19 protein-coding genes, 4 tRNA genes and 1 pseudogene are annotated in these 23265 nt (G+C 60.9%); 2 read left to right on the top strand and 22 right to left on the bottom strand.

All coding sequences use genetic code 11. From position 1 onward, the window contains the following. Positions 1-24: 24 nt before the first annotated feature. From ILFOPFJJ_RS21025 to ILFOPFJJ_RS20975, 11 genes are all read right to left on the bottom strand, one after another. The gene (locus tag ILFOPFJJ_RS21025; protein ID WP_173512539.1) at positions 25-651 is read right to left on the bottom strand and encodes a helix-hairpin-helix domain-containing protein; all 627 of its coding nucleotides are present in this window, start codon (positions 649-651) and stop codon (positions 25-27) included. A 6-nt stretch (positions 652-657) separates the two neighbouring features. After that, positions 658-1962: an NADH-quinone oxidoreductase subunit NuoF gene (gene nuoF / locus ILFOPFJJ_RS21020; protein ID WP_173512538.1), complete on the bottom strand. Its 1305-nt coding sequence runs from the start codon at positions 1960-1962 to the stop codon at positions 658-660. An 11-nt stretch (positions 1963-1973) separates the two neighbouring features. Beyond that, a complete protein-coding gene (locus ILFOPFJJ_RS21015; RefSeq protein WP_173512537.1) occupies positions 1974-3098 on the bottom strand; it encodes an NADH-quinone oxidoreductase subunit E in 1125 nt (374 codons plus the stop codon). Between the two features lie 16 nt (positions 3099-3114). Continuing rightward, positions 3115-3369 carry a hypothetical protein gene (locus tag ILFOPFJJ_RS21010; RefSeq protein WP_173512536.1) on the bottom strand — a complete coding sequence of 85 codons (255 nt, stop codon included), beginning with the start codon at positions 3367-3369 and terminating at the stop codon, positions 3115-3117. Then, a complete protein-coding gene (locus ILFOPFJJ_RS21005) occupies positions 3369-4559 on the bottom strand; it encodes an NADH-quinone oxidoreductase subunit D (RefSeq protein ID WP_173512535.1) in 1191 nt (396 codons plus the stop codon). The genes ILFOPFJJ_RS21010 and ILFOPFJJ_RS21005 overlap by 1 nt, the downstream gene beginning before the upstream one ends. A gap of 56 nt (positions 4560-4615) precedes the next feature. Next, positions 4616-5221, bottom strand: a complete 606-nt coding sequence (locus ILFOPFJJ_RS21000) for an NADH-quinone oxidoreductase subunit C (protein ID WP_173512534.1) — start codon at positions 5219-5221, stop codon at positions 4616-4618. 19 nt (positions 5222-5240) lie between these two features. After that, positions 5241-5819, bottom strand: coding sequence for a NuoB/complex I 20 kDa subunit family protein (locus tag ILFOPFJJ_RS20995; RefSeq protein WP_173512533.1), 579 nt, complete (start codon positions 5817-5819; stop codon positions 5241-5243). Beyond that, the gene (locus ILFOPFJJ_RS20990; protein ID WP_136504274.1) at positions 5810-6175 is read right to left on the bottom strand and encodes an NADH-quinone oxidoreductase subunit A; all 366 of its coding nucleotides are present in this window, start codon (positions 6173-6175) and stop codon (positions 5810-5812) included. The genes ILFOPFJJ_RS20995 and ILFOPFJJ_RS20990 overlap by 10 nt, the downstream gene beginning before the upstream one ends. A gap of 307 nt (positions 6176-6482) precedes the next feature. Further along, positions 6483-6559, bottom strand: a tRNA-Asp gene (locus ILFOPFJJ_RS20985). A gap of 74 nt (positions 6560-6633) precedes the next feature. Then, positions 6634-6710, bottom strand: a tRNA-Asp gene (locus tag ILFOPFJJ_RS20980). A gap of 74 nt (positions 6711-6784) precedes the next feature. After that, positions 6785-6861 (bottom strand) — tRNA-Asp (locus ILFOPFJJ_RS20975). 450 nt (positions 6862-7311) lie between these two features. On the opposite strand from ILFOPFJJ_RS20975, the gene ILFOPFJJ_RS20970 reads away from it, so the two are divergent. After that, a tRNA-Val gene (locus ILFOPFJJ_RS20970) sits at positions 7312-7387 on the top strand. A 66-nt stretch (positions 7388-7453) separates the two neighbouring features. Here the strand turns inward: ILFOPFJJ_RS20970 and ILFOPFJJ_RS20965 are convergent. From ILFOPFJJ_RS20965 to ILFOPFJJ_RS20955, 3 genes are all read right to left on the bottom strand, one after another. Continuing rightward, a complete protein-coding gene (locus tag ILFOPFJJ_RS20965; protein WP_173512532.1) occupies positions 7454-7852 on the bottom strand; it encodes a (R)-mandelonitrile lyase in 399 nt (132 codons plus the stop codon). A gap of 61 nt (positions 7853-7913) precedes the next feature. Then, complete coding sequence (locus tag ILFOPFJJ_RS20960) at positions 7914-11378, bottom strand: AAA family ATPase (protein WP_173512531.1); 3465 nt, start codon at positions 11376-11378, stop codon at positions 7914-7916. Next, positions 11378-12655 (bottom strand): metallophosphoesterase family protein, encoded by a 1278-nt coding sequence (locus ILFOPFJJ_RS20955; protein ID WP_173513306.1) that lies wholly within the window; start codon positions 12653-12655, stop codon positions 11378-11380. Before ILFOPFJJ_RS20955 ends, ILFOPFJJ_RS20960 begins: the two co-directional genes overlap by 1 nt. Before the next feature lie 330 nt (positions 12656-12985). Between ILFOPFJJ_RS20955 and ILFOPFJJ_RS20950 the strand changes: the two genes are divergently transcribed. Then, positions 12986-13459 carry a MarR family winged helix-turn-helix transcriptional regulator gene (locus ILFOPFJJ_RS20950; RefSeq protein ID WP_173512530.1) on the top strand — a complete coding sequence of 158 codons (474 nt, stop codon included), beginning with the start codon at positions 12986-12988 and terminating at the stop codon, positions 13457-13459. Positions 13460-13549: 90 nt separating this feature from the next. Here ILFOPFJJ_RS20950 and ILFOPFJJ_RS20945 read toward each other — a convergent pair whose 3' ends face one another. From ILFOPFJJ_RS20945 to ILFOPFJJ_RS20910, 8 genes and pseudogenes are all read right to left on the bottom strand, one after another. Then, entirely contained in the window at positions 13550-15745 is a 2196-nt protein-coding gene (locus ILFOPFJJ_RS20945; protein WP_173512529.1) for an esterase-like activity of phytase family protein, read from the bottom strand. 318 nt (positions 15746-16063) lie between these two features. Next, positions 16064-16336 carry a non-specific DNA-binding protein Hbs gene (gene hbs, locus ILFOPFJJ_RS20940; RefSeq protein WP_136504269.1) on the bottom strand — a complete coding sequence of 91 codons (273 nt, stop codon included), beginning with the start codon at positions 16334-16336 and terminating at the stop codon, positions 16064-16066. A gap of 221 nt (positions 16337-16557) precedes the next feature. After that, a complete protein-coding gene (lon, locus tag ILFOPFJJ_RS20935; protein ID WP_173512528.1) occupies positions 16558-18978 on the bottom strand; it encodes an endopeptidase La in 2421 nt (806 codons plus the stop codon). Between the two features lie 371 nt (positions 18979-19349). Then, positions 19350-20627 carry an ATP-dependent Clp protease ATP-binding subunit ClpX gene (gene clpX, locus ILFOPFJJ_RS20930; RefSeq protein ID WP_136504267.1) on the bottom strand — a complete coding sequence of 426 codons (1278 nt, stop codon included), beginning with the start codon at positions 20625-20627 and terminating at the stop codon, positions 19350-19352. 287 nt (positions 20628-20914) lie between these two features. Then, positions 20915-21547 carry an ATP-dependent Clp endopeptidase proteolytic subunit ClpP gene (gene clpP, locus ILFOPFJJ_RS20925; protein WP_173512527.1) on the bottom strand — a complete coding sequence of 211 codons (633 nt, stop codon included), beginning with the start codon at positions 21545-21547 and terminating at the stop codon, positions 20915-20917. 251 nt (positions 21548-21798) lie between these two features. After that, positions 21799-22728: pseudogene (locus ILFOPFJJ_RS20920) on the bottom strand (phospholipase D-like domain-containing protein); the annotation flags it as partial. Beyond that, positions 22725-23069, bottom strand: a complete 345-nt coding sequence (locus ILFOPFJJ_RS20915) for a hypothetical protein (protein WP_173512526.1) — start codon at positions 23067-23069, stop codon at positions 22725-22727. The pseudogene ILFOPFJJ_RS20920 and the gene ILFOPFJJ_RS20915, both read right to left, overlap by 4 nt. Next, positions 23066-23265 (bottom strand): transposase (locus tag ILFOPFJJ_RS20910; protein WP_173512525.1); only part of this gene is annotated, 200 nt, incomplete at its 5' end. The genes ILFOPFJJ_RS20915 and ILFOPFJJ_RS20910, both read right to left, overlap by 4 nt.

The raw sequence follows: 23265 nt of genomic DNA, 5'->3' as shown, positions 1-23265 counted from the left end.
AGAGGGTCATCGCCTCATCTCTCATCACGCGCCCTTGAGCGCCTTCGCCTGCCCCACCCAGTCGTCGCGCAGGATGCGGCCGTCGAAGCCGAGTTCCTTATCCAGCCGCGCCACATCCGCCTCGCTCCAGCCGGCGATGTCCGCAAAGCGGCGAATGCCCCTGGCGTTCAAGACCTGCTCAAGCTTCGGACCGATGCCGGAAATCCGCTTGAGGTCATCGGCCGCAACCTGCCTCGACACCTTGGCGGGCGCCTTCGTTTTCGCCTTCGGCCTGGATACCTTGGAAGACGGCGCAACAACGGGGGCTGGCGAAGCTTCTGGCGCTTGCTGCACCGCCTGTCTGGCCGGTGCAGCCGTTGGCGCCGGCTCGGCCGGCGCCGGGATGCCTTTCTGCATGGCACCGACAGCGCCCTGCATGGCGCCGAACATGATGCCGGCGATGTGACTGGACAGGCCGAAACCAAGCGCCGTTGCCGCGGCAACCGCCGCCGCCGGATGCGCCATCAGCGGGTACGGCGGGAGATTCTGCATGCTTTTCATCCATTCGGCCATGCCGAACGGATCGGCCGGGTCGACGTCGAGGGGCCGTGCGAATGGAATGGCTACGCCGACCCTCTCGCTGCTCTGTCCGTCTCTGCGTACCCCGGCCATCGGTCGTTACTCCGCTGCTTCGAGCACCGCGCCGTGCGACGTCGCGTTGCGTGTGTATTCGTCGATGCGCTTTTCGATCTCGGGACGGAAGTTGCGGATGAGGCCCTGAACCGGCCAGGCGGCCGCATCGCCGAGCGCACAGATGGTGTGCCCCTCGATCTGCTTCGTCACGTCGAAAAGCATGTCGATCTCGCGCTTCTGCGCGCGGCCCTGCACCATGCGCTCCATGACGCGCCACATCCACCCCGTGCCCTCGCGGCACGGCGTGCACTGACCGCAGCTCTCGTGCTTGAAGAATGCCGAGATGCGGGCGATCGCCTTGATGATATCGGTCGACCGGTCCATGACGATCGCGGCAGCGGTGCCGAAGGACGACTTCACCTCACGCAGGCCGTCGAAGTCCATCGGGCAGTCGATGATGTCTTCGGCCTTGACCACCGGGCACGACGCACCTCCCGGAATGACGGCCAGGAGGTTATCCCAGCCACCGCGGATGCCGCCGGCGTGCTTTTCGATCAGCTCGCGGAACGTGATGCCCATCGCCTCTTCGACCGTGCACGGCTTGTTGACGTGGCCGGAAATCATGAACAGCTTCGTGCCGACGTTGTTCGGCCGGCCGATGGAGGAGAACCAGCCGGCGCCGCGGCGCAGGATCGTCGGGGCAACCGCGATCGACTCGACGTTATTCACGGTCGTCGGGCAGCCGTAGAGACCCATGTTCGCCGGGAATGGCGGCTTCAGACGCGGTTGACCCTTCTTGCCCTCGAGGCTTTCGAGCAGCGCGGTCTCCTCACCGCAGATATAGGCGCCGGCGCCGTGATGAACGTAGATGTCCATGTCCCAGCCGTGCTTGTTGTTCTTTCCGAGCAGGCCCGCGTCATAGCACTCGTCGATCGCAGCCTGCAGCGCCTCGCGCTCTCGGATATATTCGCCGCGTACATAGATGTAGGCAGTGTGGGCACCCATGGCGAAGCTCGCAATCAGGCAGCCTTCGATCAGCGTGTGCGGATCGTGGCGCATGATGTCGCGGTCTTTGCAGGTCCCCGGCTCCGACTCGTCGGCATTGACGACCAGATAGTGCGGCCGGCCGTCACTTTCCTTCGGCATGAAGGACCACTTCAGGCCTGTCGGGAAGCCCGCGCCGCCACGGCCGCGAAGGCCGGAAGCCTTCATCTCGTTGATGATCCAGTCGCGGCCCTTTTCAAGGATCTGCTTGGTCCCGTCCCAATGGCCGCGCGCCATGGCGCCGCTCAGGGACTTGTCCTTCAGGCCGTAGAGATTGGTAAAGATGCGATCTTCATCTTTTAGCATGGTTCACCTCTTTACCGCGGCTTCTTGCCGAAAACCTTGATGTATTCGGCTTCGCCGCCCTTGGCGAGCGCCTTGGCCTGCTTGACCCAATCGTCGCGCTCGATGCGGCCCCTGAAATTCAGATACCCGTCGACCCATTCGCGCTCGGCCTTTTTCCAGGAAGCGACCTGGGCGAAGGTGTAGATGCCAAGCTCGTTCAGGATGCCTTCGATCTTCGGGCCGACGCCCGAGATCAGCTTGAGATCGTCGACGACAGCCGGCTTCTCAATGCCCGCCGGGCGATCCTTGTCCTCGAGGGATGGCCGGCCCGTGACCGCAGGCTTCGCCGGCTTGGACTTGTCAATCGTCTCGCCTTCGGTCTTGGCGATTGCGGCCGCTTCTTTTCTTGCGGTCGCCGGAGTCTTTAATGTCGGGTTGGTGACGGCGCTTGCGGTCTTCGGCCTTCCCGCGTTCGCCGGCGGCACGCTGACAGCCGGCTCGCTCGACGCCTTTTTTGCCCGAGCGGGGCTGTTCTTAATCGCCGGGTCCGCCGTCAGCAATGTCGTCGGACCGCCAACGGGCGCGGAATAGACGCGATCGATCTGCGGGCCGGGCTTGATCTCCGCGCCCTTGCCTGCTTCGAAACCGTCGATGATCTGTTCCAGCCGCTCAGGCGTCAGGTCTTCGAAAGTATCCTTGAAGATCATCACCATCGGAGCGTTCACGCAGGCGCCCTGACATTCGACTTCTTCCCACGACAGCGTCCCACTCTCGTTCAGAGCAAAGGGTTCCGAAGCAATCTTGCTCTTGCAGACCTTGATCAGATCCTCGGCGCCACGCAGCATGCACGGCGTCGTTCCGCAAACCTGCACATGCGCGCGCGTACCGACGGGTTTCAGTTGGAACTGCGTGTAGAAAGTCGCAACTTCGAGAACGCGGATATAGGGCATGCCGAGCATGTCTGCGATCGACTCGATCGCCGCCTTCGTCACCCAGCCGTCCTGCTCTTGCGCGCGCATCAGCAGGGGGATGACCGCCGACTGCTCGCGGCCCTTCGGATATTTCTTGATCGTTGCCTTGGCCCAGGCAGCATTCTCTTTGTTGAATGCAAAGCTCGCTGGCTGGACAGTGTCTTCGGCTAGTCGACGAACGGACATTCTAGTGGACACCTTATCAGTTAATCGAACCACACCGCGATTTCGCCACCGAGACGAATTCGCAGGCATAGGCTGACTGGTCTTTCTGCAAAAATACGATGTAGCGCGTGCCGTTGGCGACCGCGGCCTTGATCTCATAGCCCTTCGACAGGAGTGCGGACATGGAGCCGCCGCGCAAGGCCTGGGACGACGCGCTGTCCACTTCCTCCTGGGCCGATGCCGCAGAAGTGAACGCAAGAAGCCCGAGAACGGCAAGCGGCGCCAGACGCATCAGCGGTCTACCTCGCCGAAAACGATGTCCAGGGAGCCCAGCACAGCCGAGACGTCGGCAAGCTGGTGTCCGCGACAGAGGAAGTCCATGGCCTGCAGATGCGCGTAGCCCGGGGCGCGGATCTTGCACCGGTACGGCTTGTTGGAGCCGTCGGAGACGAGATAGACGCCGAACTCGCCCTTTGGAGCTTCGACCGCGGCGTAAACTTCGCCGGCCGGTACATGGTAGCCCTCGGTGTAGAGCTTGAAATGGTGGATCAGCGCCTCCATCGAGCGCTTCATCTCGCCGCGCTTCGGAGGCACGATCTTGCCATCCATCGACGAGACCGGCCCCGCCTTCGCGTCGCCGAGCAGACGGTTCACGCACTGGCGCATGATTTTTGCCGCCTCGCGCATCTCGATCATGCGGATCAGATAGCGGTCGTAGCAGTCGCCGTTCTTGCCGATCGGGATATCGAATTCGAGATCGGAATAGCATTCATAGGGCTGTGCACGGCGGAGATCCCAGGCGGCACCCGAGCCGCGCACCATGACGCCGGAGAAGCCCCAGGCCCATGCATCCTCCAGCTTGACGACGCCAATATCGACGTTGCGCTGCTTGAAGATGCGGTTTCCGGTGAGGAGCTCGTCGATATCGTCAACGGTCTTCAGGAACGGGTCGATCCACTTGCCGATATCCTCGACCAACTGGTGCGGCAGGTCCTGATGCACGCCGCCCGGACGGATATAGGCCGAGTGCATGCGGGCACCGCAGGCGCGTTCGTAGAAGACCATCAGCTTCTCGCGCTCTTCGAAGCCCCAGAGCGGCGGCGTCAACGCGCCGACGTCCATCGCCTGCGTCGTCACGTTGAGAAGATGCGAAAGGATACGGCCGATTTCCGAATAGAGGACGCGGATAAGCTGTCCCCGGATCGGCACCTGCGTGTCCGTCAACCTTTCAACGGCAAGCGCGAAGGCGTGCTCCTGGTTCATCGGCGCGACGTAGTCGAGCCGGTCGAAATAAGGTATCGCCTGCAGGTAGGTCTTGGTCTCGATCAGCTTCTCGGTGCCCCGATGCAGGAGGCCGATATGTGGATCGACGCGCTCGACGATCTCCCCGTCGAGCTCAAGCACGAGGCGTAGAACGCCGTGCGCCGCCGGGTGCTGCGGACCGAAGTTGATGTTGAAGTTGCGGACGTTGTGTTCGGTCATACCGATTGCTCCAGGCCGGATGACATCCTCGGCGGATCGTCACGGGCCGACTTAACTCAGCGTGCCTTCGCCTTTTCATCGCCGGGCAGGACGTATTCGGTCCCTTCCCACGGCGAGAGGAAATCGAAGTTGCGGAATTCCTGCTTCAATTCGACGGGCTCATAGACGACGCGTTTGACCTCGTCGTCGTAACGAACTTCGACGAAGCCGGTGACCGGGAAGTCCTTGCGCAGCGGATGGCCCTCGAAGCCGTAATCCGTCAAGATGCGCCGCAGGTCCGGATGGCCGGTGAAGAGAATGCCGTACAGGTCGTAGGCTTCCCGCTCGAACCAGTCTGCGCCCGGGTAAACAGCCGTCGCAGACGGCACAGGCTCACCTTCTGCAGTCTTGACCTTCACGCGGATGCGCAGGTTCTGCCGCGGCGAGAGCAGGTGATAGACGACGTCGAAACGATCCGGCCGCTGCGGCCAGTCGACGCCGCAGACGTCGACCAGGTTGACGAAGGCGCACTGCACGTCATCGCGCAGGAACGTCAACAGCGCCACGACGTTTTCCGCCTTGGTCGTCACCGTCAGTTCGCCGAAGGTGATGGCTGCGTCGACGATCAGCGCGCCGCGCATCTCGCGAAGATAGGAGGCAAGCTCGTTCAGGGCTTCACTCATGTCAAAGAACCCCCTGCCGTTAGCGCTCGATCGTGCCGGTTCGGCGGATCTTCTTCTGCAGCAGAAGCACGCCATAGAGCAGCGCTTCTGCCGTGGGAGGACAGCCTGGCACGTAGATGTCGACGGGCACGACACGGTCGCAACCGCGTACGACCGAATAGGAATAGTGATAGTAGCCGCCACCGTTGGCGCAGGAGCCCATCGAGATGACATAGCGCGGCTCCGGCATCTGGTCGTAGACCTTGCGAAGCGCGGGCGCCATCTTGTTGGTCAACGTACCGGCGACGATCATGACGTCGGATTGGCGCGGCGAGGCACGCGGCGCGAACCCGAAACGTTCGGCGTCATAGCGCGGCATCGACATCTGCATCATTTCGACGGCGCAACAGGCAAGACCGAAGGTCATCCACATCAGCGAACCGGTACGCGCCCAGTTGATCAGTTCGTCGGTTGAGGTAACGAGAAAACCCTTATCGGCGAGCTCATTGTTGATCTCGCCGAAGAAAGCGTCATTGCTGCCAATCGGCTTGCCGGTCGAGGGATCGATAATCCCCTTCGGCTGCGGCGCAACGAGCGTGGTGCCGGACATCAATTCCATTCCAGCGCTCCCTTTTTCCATTCATAGATAAAGCCGACCGTCAGCACCAGGAGGAAGACCATCATCGACCAGAAGCCAAACCAGCCCATTTCCCTGAACGAAACGGCCCAAGGGAAGAGGAAAGCCACTTCCAGATCGAAGATGATGAAGAGGATCGACACGAGATAGAAACGGACGTCGAACTTCATGCGGGCGTCGTCAAACGCGTTGAAGCCGCACTCGTACGCCGACAGCTTTTCCGAATCAGGCGCCTTGAAGGCGACGGCGAAGGGGGCGACCAGGAGTGCGAGGCCGATCACAAGAGCGATTCCAATGAAAATCGCGATCGGAACATAGGAACCGAGAAGTTCAGTCATTGTTATCCGTCCCTGCCTGCGGGAGAGCGCCGGAGAGGCACTTGAACAACAAATCTCGCAGGCCGAAAAATATGTTGCAACGCCAGAGTGGTTAGCGCAGCCCGCGCCCGCGCGCAAGCCTTCAAGGGGCATTTAAACCGCTTCGCGACACCGGATGAAGCGGCATTATTCGGCGCAGCAGCGACAAAACGCGCATTTGCGGGAATCGACGAACCTTACCGTAGACGATGGCCCACCGAGACAGATTGCCGCAATGCAAAAAATGCCAAAATCCGGACCATCAGAACCGATCGAAGGACAGGAGAAATGGCGCGAGTGACGGGGCTCGAACCCGCGACCTCCGGCGTGACAGGCCGGCACTCTAACCGACTGAGCTACACCCGCGCATCATGACCACGCGTGGTCATTATTACATCATCGGCACATTTTGAGAATGCCGCTGGTTTGCCTTTCAAGAGTGGCGCGAGTGACGGGGCTCGAACCCGCGACCTCCGGCGTGACAGGCCGGCACTCTAACCGACTGAGCTACACCCGCGCATCATGACCACGCGTGGTCATTATTACATCATCGGCACATTTTGAGAATGCCGCTGGTTTGCCTTTCAAGAGTGGCGCGAGTGACGGGGCTCGAACCCGCGACCTCCGGCGTGACAGGCCGGCACTCTAACCGACTGAGCTACACCCGCATCATCTTGACTAGGCCGGAGCGACTTTCGTGCGCCCCGCATCAAAGCGGCCCTGCCGTTCGATGAGCGGCTAACTAAGCGGTTCGCATTTGGGTGTCAAGCGTGTTTGAAGACAAATCCGTGACGGAGCGAATTTTGATCCACAGCCGACTTCGCGACACGAAATCAGGCACGGACCGAGACGCCAGCGGGTGACCTGTCGCCCCCGCACACTTTCTTTGCCGTTGGCCGCGGCTGCCGCCGGATACCTCAACGAGAAAGCCGTGCCTTATCTGACAACACCGCCACACTCGCGGGAGCTTGTCCACAGGCGGGGAAGATGCGCTCCGGTGCGCGAAAACGGTGTTCATAAAAAAAATCGAAAAAACCTCGCAAATGCTCTTGCGGTTTTTCCCCGTTGCGCATAGATCACGCCCACCGACGCGGCGGACACGTGTTCGAAACGCGAACGGGCGATTAGCTCAGTTGGTAGAGCGCCTCGTTTACACCGAGGATGTCGGGAGTTCGAGTCTCTCATCGCCCACCATTTCATCCCAATATCGTCAACGATGTGAGCGCAACGGCACGCGTCTCGCCTGATAACATTTCCTCGTCACGTTCCGCTATACTGCTCAACCGTTACGTGTTCGAGCCAATCCACGACTTTGCCGTCGAGCGCTTCCTGGATCGCGATATGGGTCATGGCCGTGTCCGGCCCGGCGCCGTGCCAGTGTTTTTCGCCCGGCGGAAACCACACGACGTCGCCCGCGCGAATCTCACGCAGCGCCCCGCCCCAGCTTTGTGCGAGTCCACGGCCAGCCGTCACGATCAAGGTCTGGCCGAGCGGATGCGTATGCCAGGCCGTGCGTGCGCCGGGCTCGAACGTCACGGTGACGGCGCGAACGCGCGCCGGCTCAGGTGCCTCCAGCACGGGATCCTGCCGCACCGATCCGGTGAAGTACTCCGCCGCCCCGCGCACAGAAGGCCGCGATCCGCATTCCATGATTTCCATCGGGGAGTCCTCCGTGTTGTCGATCCAATATCCAAGACAGCGTGAAGCGGGCGCGCTTCGGTTAAAGCCTGTGAATGGTTACTGACGGGCACGCGTCCCGCGCGACATCGCACAGATGTTCGTGGTGGGTAAGATAGATCACCTGCCCGACTCGCGCCATGTCCGCCATCAGCTCGAAGGCACGGCCGGCGCGATCGTCGTCGAATGTTTCCATGATGTCGTCGGCGATAAACGGTAGCGCCTCCCTGGCGGCAGCAACCTCGTGGTAGCCGGCAATCCTGAGAGCGAGATAAAGCTGAAACCGTGTGCCTTTCGAAAGATCGCCGGCGAGCTTCGACCCGCCCGAGGCGACGTTCGCGATCAGGAATTCCTGCCCCTTGTCCGCATGCGTGGAGAGGCCGGAATATTCGCCGCCGCTGATCTTCATGAACATCCGGGAAGCGCGTTGCATCATGGCGCTGCGATGGCGCTCGCGAAACAGCCGTAGCGCCTGCTCGGCGGCAACAACGCCGGCTCTTAGTCGCAAATAACCGATCGCCCTGTTTTCGATGTCTAGAAGCAACGTCCGGCGCCGCTGCTCCAATTCAGCGACCGTGTCCCCACCTTCGACGCCGGCAATCGCCTTTTCCGCACTCCGCACCTCCGCATGCAGTTCGCTGACATCGCGATCGGCAGCGTCAATCGCCTCCTCCAACCTGGCGAGGTCGTGGCGCAATTTCGTCTCGTCGACCGCTGCGAGGATTGTCTCGGCCTCTTCGCATGTGGCCACGCAAAGCCGTGTGACAAGATCATTCTCAAGCTCGGCGAGCCTCTGCCGCAACCTCTCCTGCTCGCGCACTGCGTCAAGGCAAGCGCCGGCGTCATCAAGCGTGGTGCATCCAAAGAAATCGAGAATGACCTGTTTTGCGCAGAGATGGAGTCGCTCCTCCGCGCGCAGCGCTCTTAGGTTCTCCTCCGTTCGCTCGATGCCCGCAAGGACCGCCCCGCGGCGCTCCTGCTGCTGATGAGCAGTACTGATTCGGTCGCGCAAGGATCCGAAGAGAACCAGCGGGTCGCCTGCGGTCTGCTTCAGCCCGAATGTTTCGGCCAGATTTGAAACCGCGTCGCAGAACGCAACCTGGTCCTTGCGCATGCCTGCGATTCGATGATCGAGATCAGCCTTGCGCTGCATCAGCTTGTCGAAGTCCTGCAAGACGGCGAGCATAGGCCCAATCTCTTGTGGAACAGGCCGCTCGATCCGGCGAGCCAGCCAGGTCGTTGCGAGCGCCTCGTCCCATTCCCGCTGCCAGGCGGCCATCTCAACCTCGACGATCGCAAGCGCCGCCTCCCGGCCTTCCAGCGATTCCGAAGCCCTGCGATGCTGCTCAACAGCAGCACGATGCGCGGCGGCGGCCGTCTGCGCCTCGGAGACGACACGCTCAACGACCGCCAGCAGGCCGTCCAAACGTCCTGGCACGTTCCCGGTCACTCCAACCCGGGCAAGTTCGTCCTGAAGCGTGCTGACGGTTGTCGCTTCTTCGCAGGCCGCCCGCTCGTGCTGCTGGCGCGCCGCACGCAAAGCCACCCGTATTTCCAAGGCGGCGGCACGCGTCGCCAACCAGGCGTCCAGTTGCGGCAACAGCATGACGTTAGGTAAACCGCAGGCGCTCGCGGCCTGACCCACCGCCGCGTCCAACTCCCCGCGCTCCCTGACCGCTGCTCTTCTTTGCTCTTCAAGTTCCTGCAAGCGGGCGCGCCGTTCGGCAATCGCGCATGTCAGGCCGCGTATCTCTGCGAGCCGTTCCGCCTGCCTCAAACGGAACGCGGTGGCTCGATCATCCTCCTTCAGCAGCGTCTCGAAGGCGCCCGCCGTGACGTCATCCAGCCGAAGGCGGTGCGCCTGCCACGCGAGATCGCGCCGCTGGCGCAACTCGCCCGCGGCCGCGTCGTCCACCGCGCCGCCGAAAGAGTTGAACGCCGCAAGACGCGCTTCGTCTCCAGCCTGACGCTCGCTTTCATCTGCAATCCTGGCGTCGAGGCGCAATCTCCGTTCCGCCTGCAGCGCTGCCTCCGCCCGCCAGGCCTCGACCATGCTCGGCGCCGGAACGCAAACCGCCGCAAGCTCGTCGGCATTTCCGTCGAACGGCCGGAGCGCTTCGAGCTTGTCGGAAAGTTCCGCCTCCAGTCGGTCGACCTCGCGTCTTGCTGCCTGTTGACGAAGCAGGCAATCGCTCTGGCGAGCCAGCCGCAGACGTTCGGTGAGATGGCTGAGGTCCTTCCCGCCTCCACCCAGCCCGGAAAGATTGCGGTCGGCCTCCTGCCACTGCCGCTTTGCTTTCCCCGCCTCCTCGCGTGCGGATGAGAGCCTTTCGGCGAGCATCGCATGTCGCCGTACGAGATCCTGCAGCCGGGCGCCGACTGCGGCGGGCAAGAGTAGTGCGACGGGATCGGGATTGCCCGCCTCACCGAGACGGACGAGACAGGCGTCGATCCCGCTTGACGTAACGGCAAGCTCTTCAAGGCGAGACGGCATGTCCCTCGCGGCCGTCAGATAGCGGGCGTCGAGCGCGGTTTCGCGAAGCACCTTAAACCTGTCCACAAGCGTCAGCGCCAGGTCGTCCAGAGGCAGGTCTTCCAGCTCTTCGCGCCGGAGGCGCAATTCCTCGCTCAGTTGTACAAACCGGGCGGCGATTTCCGCTTCCGTTTTGCGAAGCGCCGGCAGTTCGCTCCACCATTCCGAAGGCGGCAGCGGCAGAGCTTCTTGCCGCGCGAGTTCTTCCTGCGCCGCGCGCAGCCGCCCGAGAAGCGGCAGACAGTCGAGCTGCGCACGCACCCGGTCCCGGTCAACGCGCAATTCCGTGCGCTGCGCCGACGCCCTGTCATGGCGCTCGCGGGCGCTTGCCAGCGTCTTGCGAAGCGACGCATATTCGCGCGCATTGATGTCGACCGCGTTGCGCTCGACCTTCAGCGCATCGAGTTCGCCCCTCAGTTCGGCGAGTCCGTGCTTTCGCCCTTGCGGCCTGTAGAAGGCATCCGCCTCGGCGCGCAAGTTCGCCAGCACGGCGCTGCTATCCGGCAGACCGGAACTCGCCGAGAAGAGGAGCGAACCAAGCTCTCCTTCGCTCTTCAGAATGCTTTCCCCGCCCTGTTCAATGCTGTCATCGTCCAGCGAGAACATCATTCGATAGGTCGCGCGATCGATAGAGCCGAGGGCGGCCGAAAAGAGATTTTCCGGCAGCGGCTGTTCGTCGTGGCTGATCAGGCTGTTTGCGTTGCGCTTGATGCGGTAGGCGTGATGTCGCCGACCGCCGGTTTCGACGATGCCACCGACACGCATCGTCTGGTACGGGTGCAAAAAGCCATAGGGGCTGAGGCGCTCGATTCCGAAAAGCAGATCGAGAAAACCGGCAAACAACGTCGACTTGCCGGCCTCATTCGGACCGTAGACAAGGTGAAAGTCCGGTTGCCCGGATTTGGCGTCGCCGAAATCGAGGGTCCGCCCGGTGAACTTGCCGTAGCGCACAAGATCGAGTTGCTGGAGCCGCATCAATCGCCACCCTTGGCGGCGGCGCCGTGGAGATGCGCCAGCACATCCGCGCTCCCCATCAGCCCGGCACCCATCACCAGTTCTTCGAGCGCGCTTTCATCGGGCGCCAGCGTCTGTCGCAGCTCGAGCGGCAACTGCTGCAAGAGCTCTTCGGCGACAGCTCTTATTTCCTTCCGAAAGCCGAAGCCCGGTAGCACCTCGTTTTCGACAAGGGCGGCAAGTTCCTCCACCGGCTCTCGCGAAGGCCGATGGTATTCATCTCGCGGCTCCCGGCAGTGAAGCTCAATTTTCTCTACCCAGCATCCACTGAGCCCAGCAGCAATGTTCGTGAGTTCGGTTTCCAAAAGATCCGCGTCTCTTCTCAGGCGCCAGGCAAGCGGAGAAGCGCCCGTCAGCGATAAACGCAGAATGAGGTTCTCCGCCGAGATCTGGTGTCGGAGTCGGGCGAGTCCACGGGTCACCAGATCCAATGCGTCGCGCCATTCCACGGCGCCGGTGATATCCACGGAAAGCCGCTCAAACACGGCCGCGCCGATCGAGCGCTCCTCAATCTCGACACGTCCGTCGTCGTCGATCGTAACAACGGTTACGCCCTTCGCACCCGCTTCGTTGATGTCGCGACCCTGCGGCATGCCCGGCATGACGACAAAGGGCTGCGTGCTGTGCACCTGGCGCTGGTGAACATGGCCGAGCGCCCAATAGTCGAAGCCGTGCCGTTGGAGATCGACGACGCTGCAGGGCGCGTAGCGATCATGTCCCGGCGAGCCGGAAAGGCTCGTGTGCAGCATGCCAATGTTGATCGCTTCGGCGACCGGCGGGTGAAATGACGGCAGCAGGCTCTCCGGTGCGTGCGGATTGGCGAAGCTCATTCCGTGGACATGAACCGTCCTCCCGTTTGCCAGTGTCTTGGCAAGCATCGGCTTGCTCCGCCCCTGGAAGACGTGAACGGAAGGTGGCAGCGTCAGCTCGCGCGTCACCTGGGATTGGGCGTCATGGTTGCCGCGAATGAGAAACGTCCTGATGCCGGCCCCGTCCAGGCGACGCAGCTCGCCGGCGAGGAAAAGCGCCGTGTTCATGGAGGTCTGGCTGCCGTCATAGAGGTCGCCGGCTATCAACAGGGCGTCGACGCTTTCGGCGATACACAGGTCGACGATCTTTGCCAATGCGCCTCGGGTGGCGCCGCGCACGAGATCGGCGAGCTCCGCATTCCTGAGGGCCAGGCTTCGCAAGGGTGAATCGAGGTGGAGGTCTGCGGTGTGGACGAAGCGGAAGGGCATGGCCGGACCATGGCCCGGCGTTGCCTCACCCGTCAATGGCGCCTAATCACTCGACCACAGGTGATCCGGTCACCATCCCCGTCGGCCTCATCAACAAGATCGCTCTCCTTTCAACGGATCGCGCAGCCGATTGCGCCGACCCGATACAACCGCAGACAGCAATTCTTCGCCTCACAATACAGACGGCCCTCTACAACGCGGGCCGTTTCCTTTTGCTGAACAAGCGCACCTTAAGAATTAGGAGGTTTTTGTCGACAAATGTGCCAATTGTAACTATCAATAGTGTTACTGCCATTTGACATGGCACCTCAACATATACCTATGACGGTCATGAAGAAGACAATCGAAGTTTCCGAGAAGCTGTTCGAACTTTATCATCGCGTTCATCGATTGGTGAACGAGTCGATGACGGAGGAAGGCGTATCGCTTGCCCGAAGCAAGTTCCTGTTCTTTCTGAGCAAGCTCGGCCCTTGTCGATCCACCGATATCGCCTGTGCGCTCAACTTCGCGCCACGCACAGTCACCGAGGCGATCGACGGGCTGGAGCGCGACCGTCTGGTGATGAGGAAGCCTGATCCCGAGGACCGTCGCGCAAAAATCGTCTCCATCACCGAGACCGGCCGGGTCGTGCTCGAAGCGGCCGAACATCCGCGCAAGCAGCTTATCGAGGAAATCTTCTCGGCACTCGACGACGAGCAGCTGGACCAGCTTTACGAAATCGTCAGGCAACTCGTGGAGAAGACCGACGAAATTCGCAAACGCAAGGAAGAAGCCGAAGAGGCTGAGGTGGCCGTCGCGCGCTAGACTCGCCCACCATCCACGAAGTTCCCAGAAAATCAGAAAGAGGCCGGAACGTCATGTCCCGGCCTCTTTCATTTTCTCCAGGCGCTGCGCTTACATCGCGTCGATGGCGCCGATGGAGAAGAACAGGGTTTCGCCGGAGGAATCGTCGACGCCGTCGTTGTCCGTGACCACATAACCGTTGCCAGCCGCATCGACGGTAAAGCCCTCGACTTTGTCGACGACATAACCGTTCAGCGCTTTCAGTTCCGGAATGAGGTCACGCACCTCTTCCTTCTTGACGACCGGCAGTTCGCCGCCGAATGCAGCCGGCTTCAGATCAGCAAGTGAAACGCGGTAAAGCTTCTTGAGCCCAGCTGCCTCACCGATCAGATTGTCGCGCTCGATGATGTAGGCGTAGCTGCCGTGGACGGAGATTTCCGAAAGGCCGACCCAGCCATCTTCGGACTTGTCGAGCGGATACCGCACGCCACCCCATTCCTTGGTCGCCGGATTATAGGAGACGAGCTTGACGAAGCCCTTCTCGTCATCCTTCCATTCGCGCTGAACCGCCATCCAGAGAACCTGATCGTCGCCCTCGCCGACCGTCGCGATGCCTTCGAAGCCATAGCGGATCTCGTTCGCGCGCAGCGCTTCCGGCAGTGCGATCTCTTCCTTGATCTCGCCCTTCTTGTTCACATGGAAAATCGCGTGGCTGTAAAGCTTGTCCGAGTTGCCTTCCGAGGCGAGCCAAAAGCCGCCTTCGCCATCATTGGCGATGCCTTCGATGTCGAGCTTCTGAGCCGGCACACCGTCGCGCGTGATCGGCAGAGCTTCGATGATCACGGCCGGCTTCTGCGAGGCGTCGATCGTGAAAATCGTCGGCCGGGACGCGAAGACCGAATCGTTGACGGCGCGCAGGAAGCCCGGCTTGTCTTCGACCGCAGCGAGCCCCGAAAGAGCGCCGAAGCCTATAGGCAGTCCGTCCTTCTCCGAGGAGCGGATCTGCGGATAGGCGGCATCGCCTTCCGCGCGTTCATAGATCATGACATGGGCGCGCGCGCCGCCGTCTTCGACGAGATCGACTTCGTTCGCCGTCGCAAACAGGTCCCGACTCGGAATCGCGACTCCGCCCTCGGGAGATACTCCGGAGGGGAGAAGCTGGAGCAGCTCGGGTTCGGCGCCGGTGTCCTTGTAGACGCCAACGATCGAGGCGCGCTCCGAAAGAACGAAGAAGAGATTGTCGTCACCAAAACGCGCCGCTTCGAGACCCTCCGGCTCAACGCCTTTCGCGGATGATCTCTTGTCCGGATAGTGGCCGATCGCCGCAATCGCATGCTCGAAGCCCGCGCCGGACTCGAACAGCACTTTGCCGGTCGTATCGAAGATCGTGAAACCGCGCGCTCCGCCTTCGTAGTCGCCCTCGTTGGCAACAACCAGGCGATTGTCATCGAGCCACTTCACGGCATCCGGCTCCCGCTTGCGGCCTGCCTGTTCGCTGTCGAAGGACATGGCGCCGTCACGCTTGGTATCAATGCCCTTGAGGTCGACGGTGCCAGCGGAGAAATGCGTCTTCACGCTCGCAGACTTGCCGTCGATGATGACGATGTGGTTGTTTTCCTGCAGCGTCAGGGCGATTTCGTCCTTGCCGTTGAAGGCAACGAATTCCGGCTCCGGGTCTTCGCCGGCCACATCGGCGAGACCGGTCAGCGCCACATGCTTGATGCTCGCGCAGTCGGCGACACCATCCTTCAAGGAAAGAATGACGAGATCGCCCGCCGGCATCTGCGGAATCTCCCCGTCATTCACCTCTTCGTCGCGCTCGTTTTCGATCGCAATTGCGGCAAGCGTCTTGTCCTTATTGATCGCAACCGAATCCGGCTGGCCGCCAAGGTCGCAGGTCGCATCGATCTTCTTCGTCGCAAAATCGACGACGGCGACAAGACCGGAGGGCTTGGTGAAGCTTTCGCGCGTGTTGACGGCAACGAGGGCCTTCGTGCCGGCGACAGCAACCGATGTCGGTTCGCCATCAAAAGAGACGATGCCGCCCGCTTTCGGTGCCTTGGCATCGGTGATGTCGATGAAGCCGATGCGCTTGCCGGGGCTGTCGGAGTAGATGAGCGTTTTGCCATCTTCGCTTGCCGTTATGATTTCGGCCGAGGTCGCGGCTTTGCGATCCGCACCTTCCGGCAGATTGTCGGCGACGGCAAAGGATGCGATGCGGTTGAAAACCTGTTCTGCCTGTACGGCTGACGCCGTCGATGCGGCGAGCGCTGCCGCCAATGCTGCGGTGATTGAAAATGTCTTCATGTGTCCCTCCGTGTCGCGACACATGAGCAAATATCCCTCACGCATGTGCCACTGTTGGCATCCGGAATCGCTCGATCGTTTCACGCGCCGGATGGGAGGCTTTTGCAACCGTCCTGTAACAGCTCAATGACAGGAGATAGAAACGAAAAGAGGCCCGGGCGGACCGGGCCTCAATTGATCTGCTTGCGTGCTTCCGCCATCAAGCGGCTCCGCGGCAGATGAAACATGAACCTCTCTGCTGCCTATGTTCTCACGAGGGAAACGGGCAAGACAGGGTGCGATGTTCGCTCGGGTTCTCGAACCCCCGCAAACACCAGATTAGTTGACAGCGTCCTTCAGGCCCTTGCCGGCCGTGAACTTCGGCACGTTGCGTGCCGGGATGTCAACTTCCGCGCCCGTGGACGGGTTGCGGCCCTTCGAGGCTTCGCGGCGGGTCACGGAGAAATTGCCGAAACCGACGAGGCGGATATCGCCACCGTTCTTCAGCTCAGCCTGGATGGTCTCGAAAACTGCATCAACTGCAGAAGATGCATCGGTCTTGGAAAGTCCGGCCTTCTCAGCAACGGCAGACACGAGCTCATTTTTGTTCATGTTTCCACCCCTTTCATATGGTTCGAAACGACTGTCTTCCTAAGCCGGGGCGGCTTGCGCATCGCCCACGTCTTGCCATTCCCAATTGCGCCTAATCCCTTGGAATGCAAGGCTTGCGGAAGGCTTTTACAACAAAAAAGACCGGCAAAAGGCCGGTCTTCCTTGTTTTTCTGGCCAGGGGCGCAAGTGGGACACAGTCCCACGCCCCTTTCGCGACTTGATCAGTGCGCGATCGAAGCGCCCGCTTCGTCCTGCGAATCGACCGCTGCGACCGGCGAAGGCTGGTTCGCCGGATCCCATTCGATCGGTTCCGGGCGACGCAACAGGGCATGTTCGAGGACCTCGCCCATCCGCGAAACCGGGATGATTTCGAGGCTGTTCTTCACATTGTCCGGAATCTCGGCCAGATCCTTGGCATTCTCCTCGGGGATCAGCACCTTCTTGATACCGCCGCGCAGGGCCGCCAACAGCTTTTCCTTCAGGCCGCCGATCGGCAGCACGCGACCGCGCAAGGTGATCTCGCCGGTCATGGCGACATCCTTGGAGATCGGTATGCCGGTCATAACCGAGACGATGGCGGTCGCCATGGCGACGCCAGCCGACGGTCCGTCCTTTGGTGTCGCACCTTCTGGCACGTGCACGTGGATGTCACGCCGGTCGAAAAGCGGCGGCTCGATGCCGAAATCGATCGCGCGCGAACGGACGTAGGACGCCGCTGCCGAGATCGACTCCTTCATCACGTCGCGCAGGTTGCCGGTGACCGTCATGCGGCCCTTGCCGGGCATCATGACGCCCTCGATCGTCAGCAGTTCGCCGCCGACCTCGGTCCAAGCCAGTCCCGTGACCACCCCGACTTGGTCGTCGCGCTCGGCCTCGCCGTGGCGGAACCGCGGCACGCCGAGATAGTCGTTGACGTTCGCCGCCGTCACTTCGACCTTCTTGGTCTTACCCTTGAGGATCTCCGTCACAGCCTTTCGGGCGAGCTTCATCAGTTCGCGCTCGAAGTTGCGGACGCCGGCTTCACGCGTATAGGTCTGGATGACGGCCATCAGAGCATCGTCGGTCACCGAGAATTCCTTCGGCTGCAGAGCGTGGTCGCGTATCGCCTTCGGCAACAGGTGCCGCTTCGCAATCTCCAGCTTTTCCTCTTCGGTGTAACCGGCGATCCGGATCACCTCCATGCGGTCCATGAGCGGCGCCGGAATATTCAACGTATTCGCGGTGGTGATGAACATCACGCTGGAGAGGTCATATTCGACTTCCAGGTAGTGATCCATGAAGGTCGAGTTCTGTTCCGGATCGAGCACTTCCAGAAGCGCCGAGGACGGATCGCCGCGGAAGTCCTGGCCCATCTTGTCGATCTCGTCGAGCAAGAAGAGCGGGTTGGACTTCTTCGCCTTCTTCATCGACTGGACGACCTTGCCGGGCATCGAGCCGATATAGGTCCGACGGTGGCCGCGGATCTCAGCCTCATCGCGAACGCCACCGAGTGCCATGCGGATATATTCGCGGCCCGTTGCCTTCGCGATCGACTTGGCGAGCGAGGTCTTGCCGACGCCGGGCGGGCCGACGAGGCACAGGATCGGTCCTTTGATCTTCGAGGAGCGCGCCTGTACCGCAAGGTACTCGACGATGCGTTCCTTGACCTTGTCCAAGCCGAAGTGATCGGTGTCGAGCACCTTCTCCGCGTGGTTGAGGTCGGTCTTGATCTTCGACTTCTTGCCCCAGGGCATGCCGAGCAGCCAGTCCAGATAGTTGCGCACGACCGTGGCTTCCGCCGACATCGGGCTCATCTGGCGCAGCTTCTTCAGCTCCGCATCAGCCTTCTCGCGCGCTTCCTTGGAGAGCTTGGTCTTGGCAATGCGCTCTTCGATTTCGGCCATCTCGTCGCGGCCGTCCTCGCTGTCGCCAAGCTCCTTCTGGATCGCCTTCATCTGCTCGTTGAGGTAGTACTCGCGCTGGGTCTTCTCCATCTGGCGCTTGACGCGCGAACGGATGCGCTTTTCGACCTGGAGAACCGAAATCTCGCCTTCCATGAAGCCGAGGGCCTTTTCGAGGCGCATCTTCACGCTCGTCGTCTCCAGCATTTCCTGCTTTTCGACGATCTTGATGGAGAGGTGCGATGCGACCGTGTCGGCGAGCTTCGAATAATCTTCGATCTGGCTTGCGACGCCGACGACCTCGGGAGAAATCTTCTTGTTGAGCTTTACATAGCTTTCAAATTCGGACACCACCGAGCGGCTCAACGCTTCGATCTCGACCGGATCTTCTTCCGGTTCGTGGAGCGCATTGGCCTGTGCTTCATAAAATTCCTCGCGCTCGGTATAACGATCGATCTCCGCACGCGCGCGCCCTTCGACGAGGACCTTGACGGTGCCGTCGGGAAGCTTCAGCAGCTGCAATACGTTGGCAATGGTTCCGACATGATAAATGGCGGACGGTTCCGGATCGTCATCGGTGGCGTTGATCTGGGTGGCAAGCATTATCTGCTTGTCCGTGCCCATAACCTCTTCCAGCGCGCGGATCGACTTCTCCCGCCCGACGAAGAGCGGCACGATCATGTGCGGGAAGACTACGATGTCACGCAGCGGCAGAACCGGATAGGTCGCGCTTTCAGTCGCCGAGGACGTTTTGTTCGTCATATCATTTCCTTTCCGTCCCGATTTCGGGCCCGTTCCCGGGAGCCCTACGGCACTCCCGGCTGTCATATTTTCTACATGAAAGTGGAGAGCAAGAGCGGCCTTTTCAAGGTACGGCGCAGCCTCCTCCTTCACGGATAGTTTCCGATCCCTATGCTCGGACGCTGTTGCGGACCTTGCGACGGGACGCTGAAACATCAACGACAGGCAGCAAACGAGCCTTCACTGAATCGTCGCATCATCGCGTTGTTGCCGCACTTTAGCAACAACCGTTTCATTAAATCGAACGGGCTGCGGCCGTATCTCAACAGCTATTGCACAATATGAAAAAGCCCGCACGTGGCGGACTTTCTCAAACAATCGTGATGGCGCCGTTAGGCCGAAACGTTGGTCTTCTCTTCGGACCGCTCCGAATAGATGTAGAGGGGCCGCGCGGTTCCCTTGACTACCTCGTCCGAAATCACAACCTCGCGAACGCCTTCCAGCGTGGGCAGCTCGAACATCGTGTCGAGCAGGATCTTTTCCATGATCGAACGCAAACCGCGCGCGCCAGTCTTGCGCACGATCGCGCGCCGAGCGATTTCCCGCAGAGCGTCCTCGTGGAAGGTCAATTCGACGTCCTCCATTTCGAACAGACGCTGATACTGCTTGACCAGAGCGTTCTTCGGTTCCGAAAGAATCTGGATCAATGCGTCCTCATCGAGATCCTCGAGCGTCGCCAGAACCGGCAGACGGCCGATGAACTCGGGGATAAGGCCAAACTTGACGAGATCCTCCGGCTCGAGCTCGCGCAATACCTCGCCGACGCGGCGATCTTCCGGAGCGCGGACGGTGGCGCCGAAGCCGATCGACGTCTTTTCACCGCGGGCCGAGATGATCTTGTCGAGGCCCGCAAACGCACCACCGCAGATAAAGAGGATGTTGGTCGTGTCCACCTGCAGGAACTCCTGCTGCGGATGCTTGCGGCCGCCCTGCGGCGGCACGGACGCCACGGTTCCTTCCATGATCTTCAAGAGCGCCTGCTGCACGCCCTCACCCGAGACGTCGCGGGTGATCGAAGGATTGTCCGACTTGCGCGAAATCTTATCGACCTCGTCGATATAGACGATGCCGCGCTGCGCGCGCTCGACATTGTAGTCGGCCGCTTGCAGCAGCTTCAGAATGATATTCTCGACGTCCTCACCGACGTAACCCGCTTCCGTCAAGGTCGTTGCATCGGCCATAGTGAAGGGAACGTCGATGATCCGGGCCAAGGTCTGGGCCAGATACGTCTTGCCGCAGCCGGTCGGGCCAACAAGCATGATGTTCGACTTCGCCAGTTCCACGTCGCTGCTTTTGGCGGCATGCGCGAGGCGCTTGTAGTGGTTGTGCACGGCGACCGACAGGATGCGCTTGGCCTGTTGCTGACCGATGACGTATTCGTCGAGAACCTTGATGATTTCCTGCGGAGTCGGAACGCCATCGCGCGACTTGACCATCGAGGTCTTGTTCTCTTCGCGGATGATGTCCATGCAAAGTTCCACGCATTCATCACAGATGAATACGGTCGGCCCTGCGATCAGCTTGCGAACCTCATGCTGGCTCTTGCCGCAAAACGAACAATAGAGGGTATTTTTCGAGTCACCGCCGTTGCTACCGCTGACCTTGCTCATTTCCACTTCCTTCCAGCACGCCGGACACCTTCGGAAAGATATCCCGGACCACTCAATCCGCCTTGCGTAAAAGCCCACCGCTCTTCGCAAGGTTCTTGGGAGTACTCACCGTACAGGCAAACGCCTGAATTTCGGCCGCAACGACTCTCCCGCCGAAACCCGACCGCTATGTTTCAAACTCCAACATAGCGCTTTGGTTCATATTAACGGCTTTACCCTGCCGATAAAGCCCCTTAGCAATTACAAATGTGTCACAATTGCATCGGTGGCGACACAAACGCTTGATGTCAAGCCGATTCGACGCCTTCGGCGGCCTCGCGCGACGTGATCACCTTGTCGATCAGCCCCCAGTCCAAAGCCTCGTCAGAACTCATGAAATGGTCGCGATCGAGCGTCTGTTCGACCTCTTCATAGGTCCGTCCGCAATGCTTGACATAGACCTCGTTCAGCCGGCGCTTCATCTTCAGAATGTCTTTTGCATGCCGCTCGATGTCGGATGCCTGACCCTGGAAGCCGCCGGAAGGCTGATGCACCATGATGCGGGAATTCGGCGTCGCAAAACGCATGTCCTTGTGGCCCGCCGCCAACAGCAGCGAACCCATCGATGCCGCCTGTCCGATGCAGAGTGTCGAGACCGCCGGCTTGATGAATTGCATCGTATCGTAGATCGCCATGCCGGCCGTCACGACGCCGCCCGGCGAGTTGATGTAGAGCGCGATTTCCTTCTTCGGGTTTTCAGCCTCGAGGAAAAGCAGCTGGGCGCAGACGAGCGTTGCCATATGATCTTCGACCGGGCCCGTCAGGAAGATGATCCGCTCCTTGAGCAGACGCGAATAGATATCGTAGGAACGTTCGCCGCGGTTGGTCTGCTCAACAACCATCGGCACCAACGCCATGGCCGTATCAACTGGATTTCTCATATCGAACCTTCATCAATCGGGCCCGCAATCCCTTCGCGGACCGGGAATCATCGGATAAGCCTCTACCCTTACATAGAGTGTCAATGCCCTTCACTTCAAGTCGCGAACATTCAATAGACATAATGGTCGCGGGCTATCCGCCTCAAGGTCCGCTCTCCTGCACACGCCCTCCTTGCAGGATTGCTCACAGGCATTCCCAATGCGTCAGTAAACAATCGGTAAACCGCGCCCGCGCATGAAGAGCGCGCGCTTCAAAGTTGGGATTCCAGCGGCAAGAAGCGGATTGCGCCGGCAATCAACCGCCGAAGAATGCCGGCATCCGGCTCGCGCCGCAGCAATCTTTCCGTTCCATTCGTGCGATCGCGCCAGACCGGCCTGCCGTTCTCCAACCCCAGCCGATAGCTCGTCTCCGGCAAGGTCTCGTCGTCGAATATCGATTGCAGCTCTGCGGCCAGCGCCTCATCCGAGAACACGACACCCATCTCGGTGTTGAGCGAGGCGGAGCGCGGATCGAAATTCATCGAGCCCACATATCCGATCATCCCATCGATAACGAAGGCCTTGGTGTGCAGGCTCGCGTTGCGGGCGCCGAACAGCGACATGCGGTGACGGTCGATGAAATCGCCGCGTTCCTTGAGTTCGAAAAGATCGATCCCGCCGCGCAGTAGCCCTTTGCGATACTTCATATAGCCGCCATGCACGGCGGCGACGTCCGTCGCCGCGAGCGAATTCGTCAGCACCGCCACCTTCGCCCCCTTCCTGGCGAGAGCCGTCAGTTCGCGCGTTCCTTCGGCGCCCGGTATGAAATAGGGCGAGATGATGCGCAACTCGCGCTTGGTGGCATTGATCAGCGGAAAGAGTTCACGCAGCAGCCAATTCTGGCGCTTCTGCATCAGCGCCTTTTCAGGCGGATCGAAAGCGATACGGACATCGGCGCTCCGGTGGAGCGGTCGGCTGCCCCGAAAGCACCCCTTCTCAGCGACGGCCTTGCCTACCCGTTCCAGATAGAAACGTGCGGCGGCGGTGCGGGAAAGCGCATCGAGCGTTTCGCGCAGGGCCGGCAGATATTGCTTGCGCGGCGTGCGCAGCGCCGCGATCGGCAGGACGGAGGCGCTGTTCCAATAGCGATCGAACATCTCCGTCGCCTGATCGACGACCCGGCCTATCATCCAGACGTCTAGCAGGCTGTTGAAGAAGTTTCCGGTTTGGCCTTGAGGATGGCCTCGTCGCCGTTGTGGTATGCGAAAATGATCTCGATCGTGCCATCGTCAAGCAATTCGGCATGTCCGTCACCCGAGACCTCGTCCATTTCGTCGCATCCGGCCCATGTGAAGGAGACCATGGACGTGCTGTAGCCGAGATCGAGGCCCGCTTGCATCGCACCGAAGGCGATCTCGCCATGACCATTAGCCCCGATGGTGATTGTGGCGGGCGCGACCAGGTCGAGATAGTCCCGATTCCACAGATCCGCCTCGACGATCCGCCAGCGGCCAATCAGGCCGCAGTTCGAGGCCGCGCTCATGACAACACCGCCATCAGTTTCGGTAACCGCACCAGATTATAAGCGGCGGCCGCGAAGGTGAAGGCCCATCCGACGCGGTCGCGGCCACGGAACTTCGTCTTGTCCTGCCCTGCAACGGTCTTGATCCAGCCGAATGCCTCCTCGATGCGCTTGCGGATGCGCAAGCTGACCCCATAGCCGGAATGACGCGTCGTGC

Origin of the sequence: Sinorhizobium psoraleae (genome assembly GCF_013283645.1) — a bacterium.
Taxonomy (GTDB): domain Bacteria; phylum Pseudomonadota; class Alphaproteobacteria; order Rhizobiales; family Rhizobiaceae; genus Sinorhizobium; species Sinorhizobium psoraleae.
The sequence above is the reverse complement of the archived record's forward strand: the minus strand, read 5'-3'. Positions and strand labels throughout refer to the sequence as shown.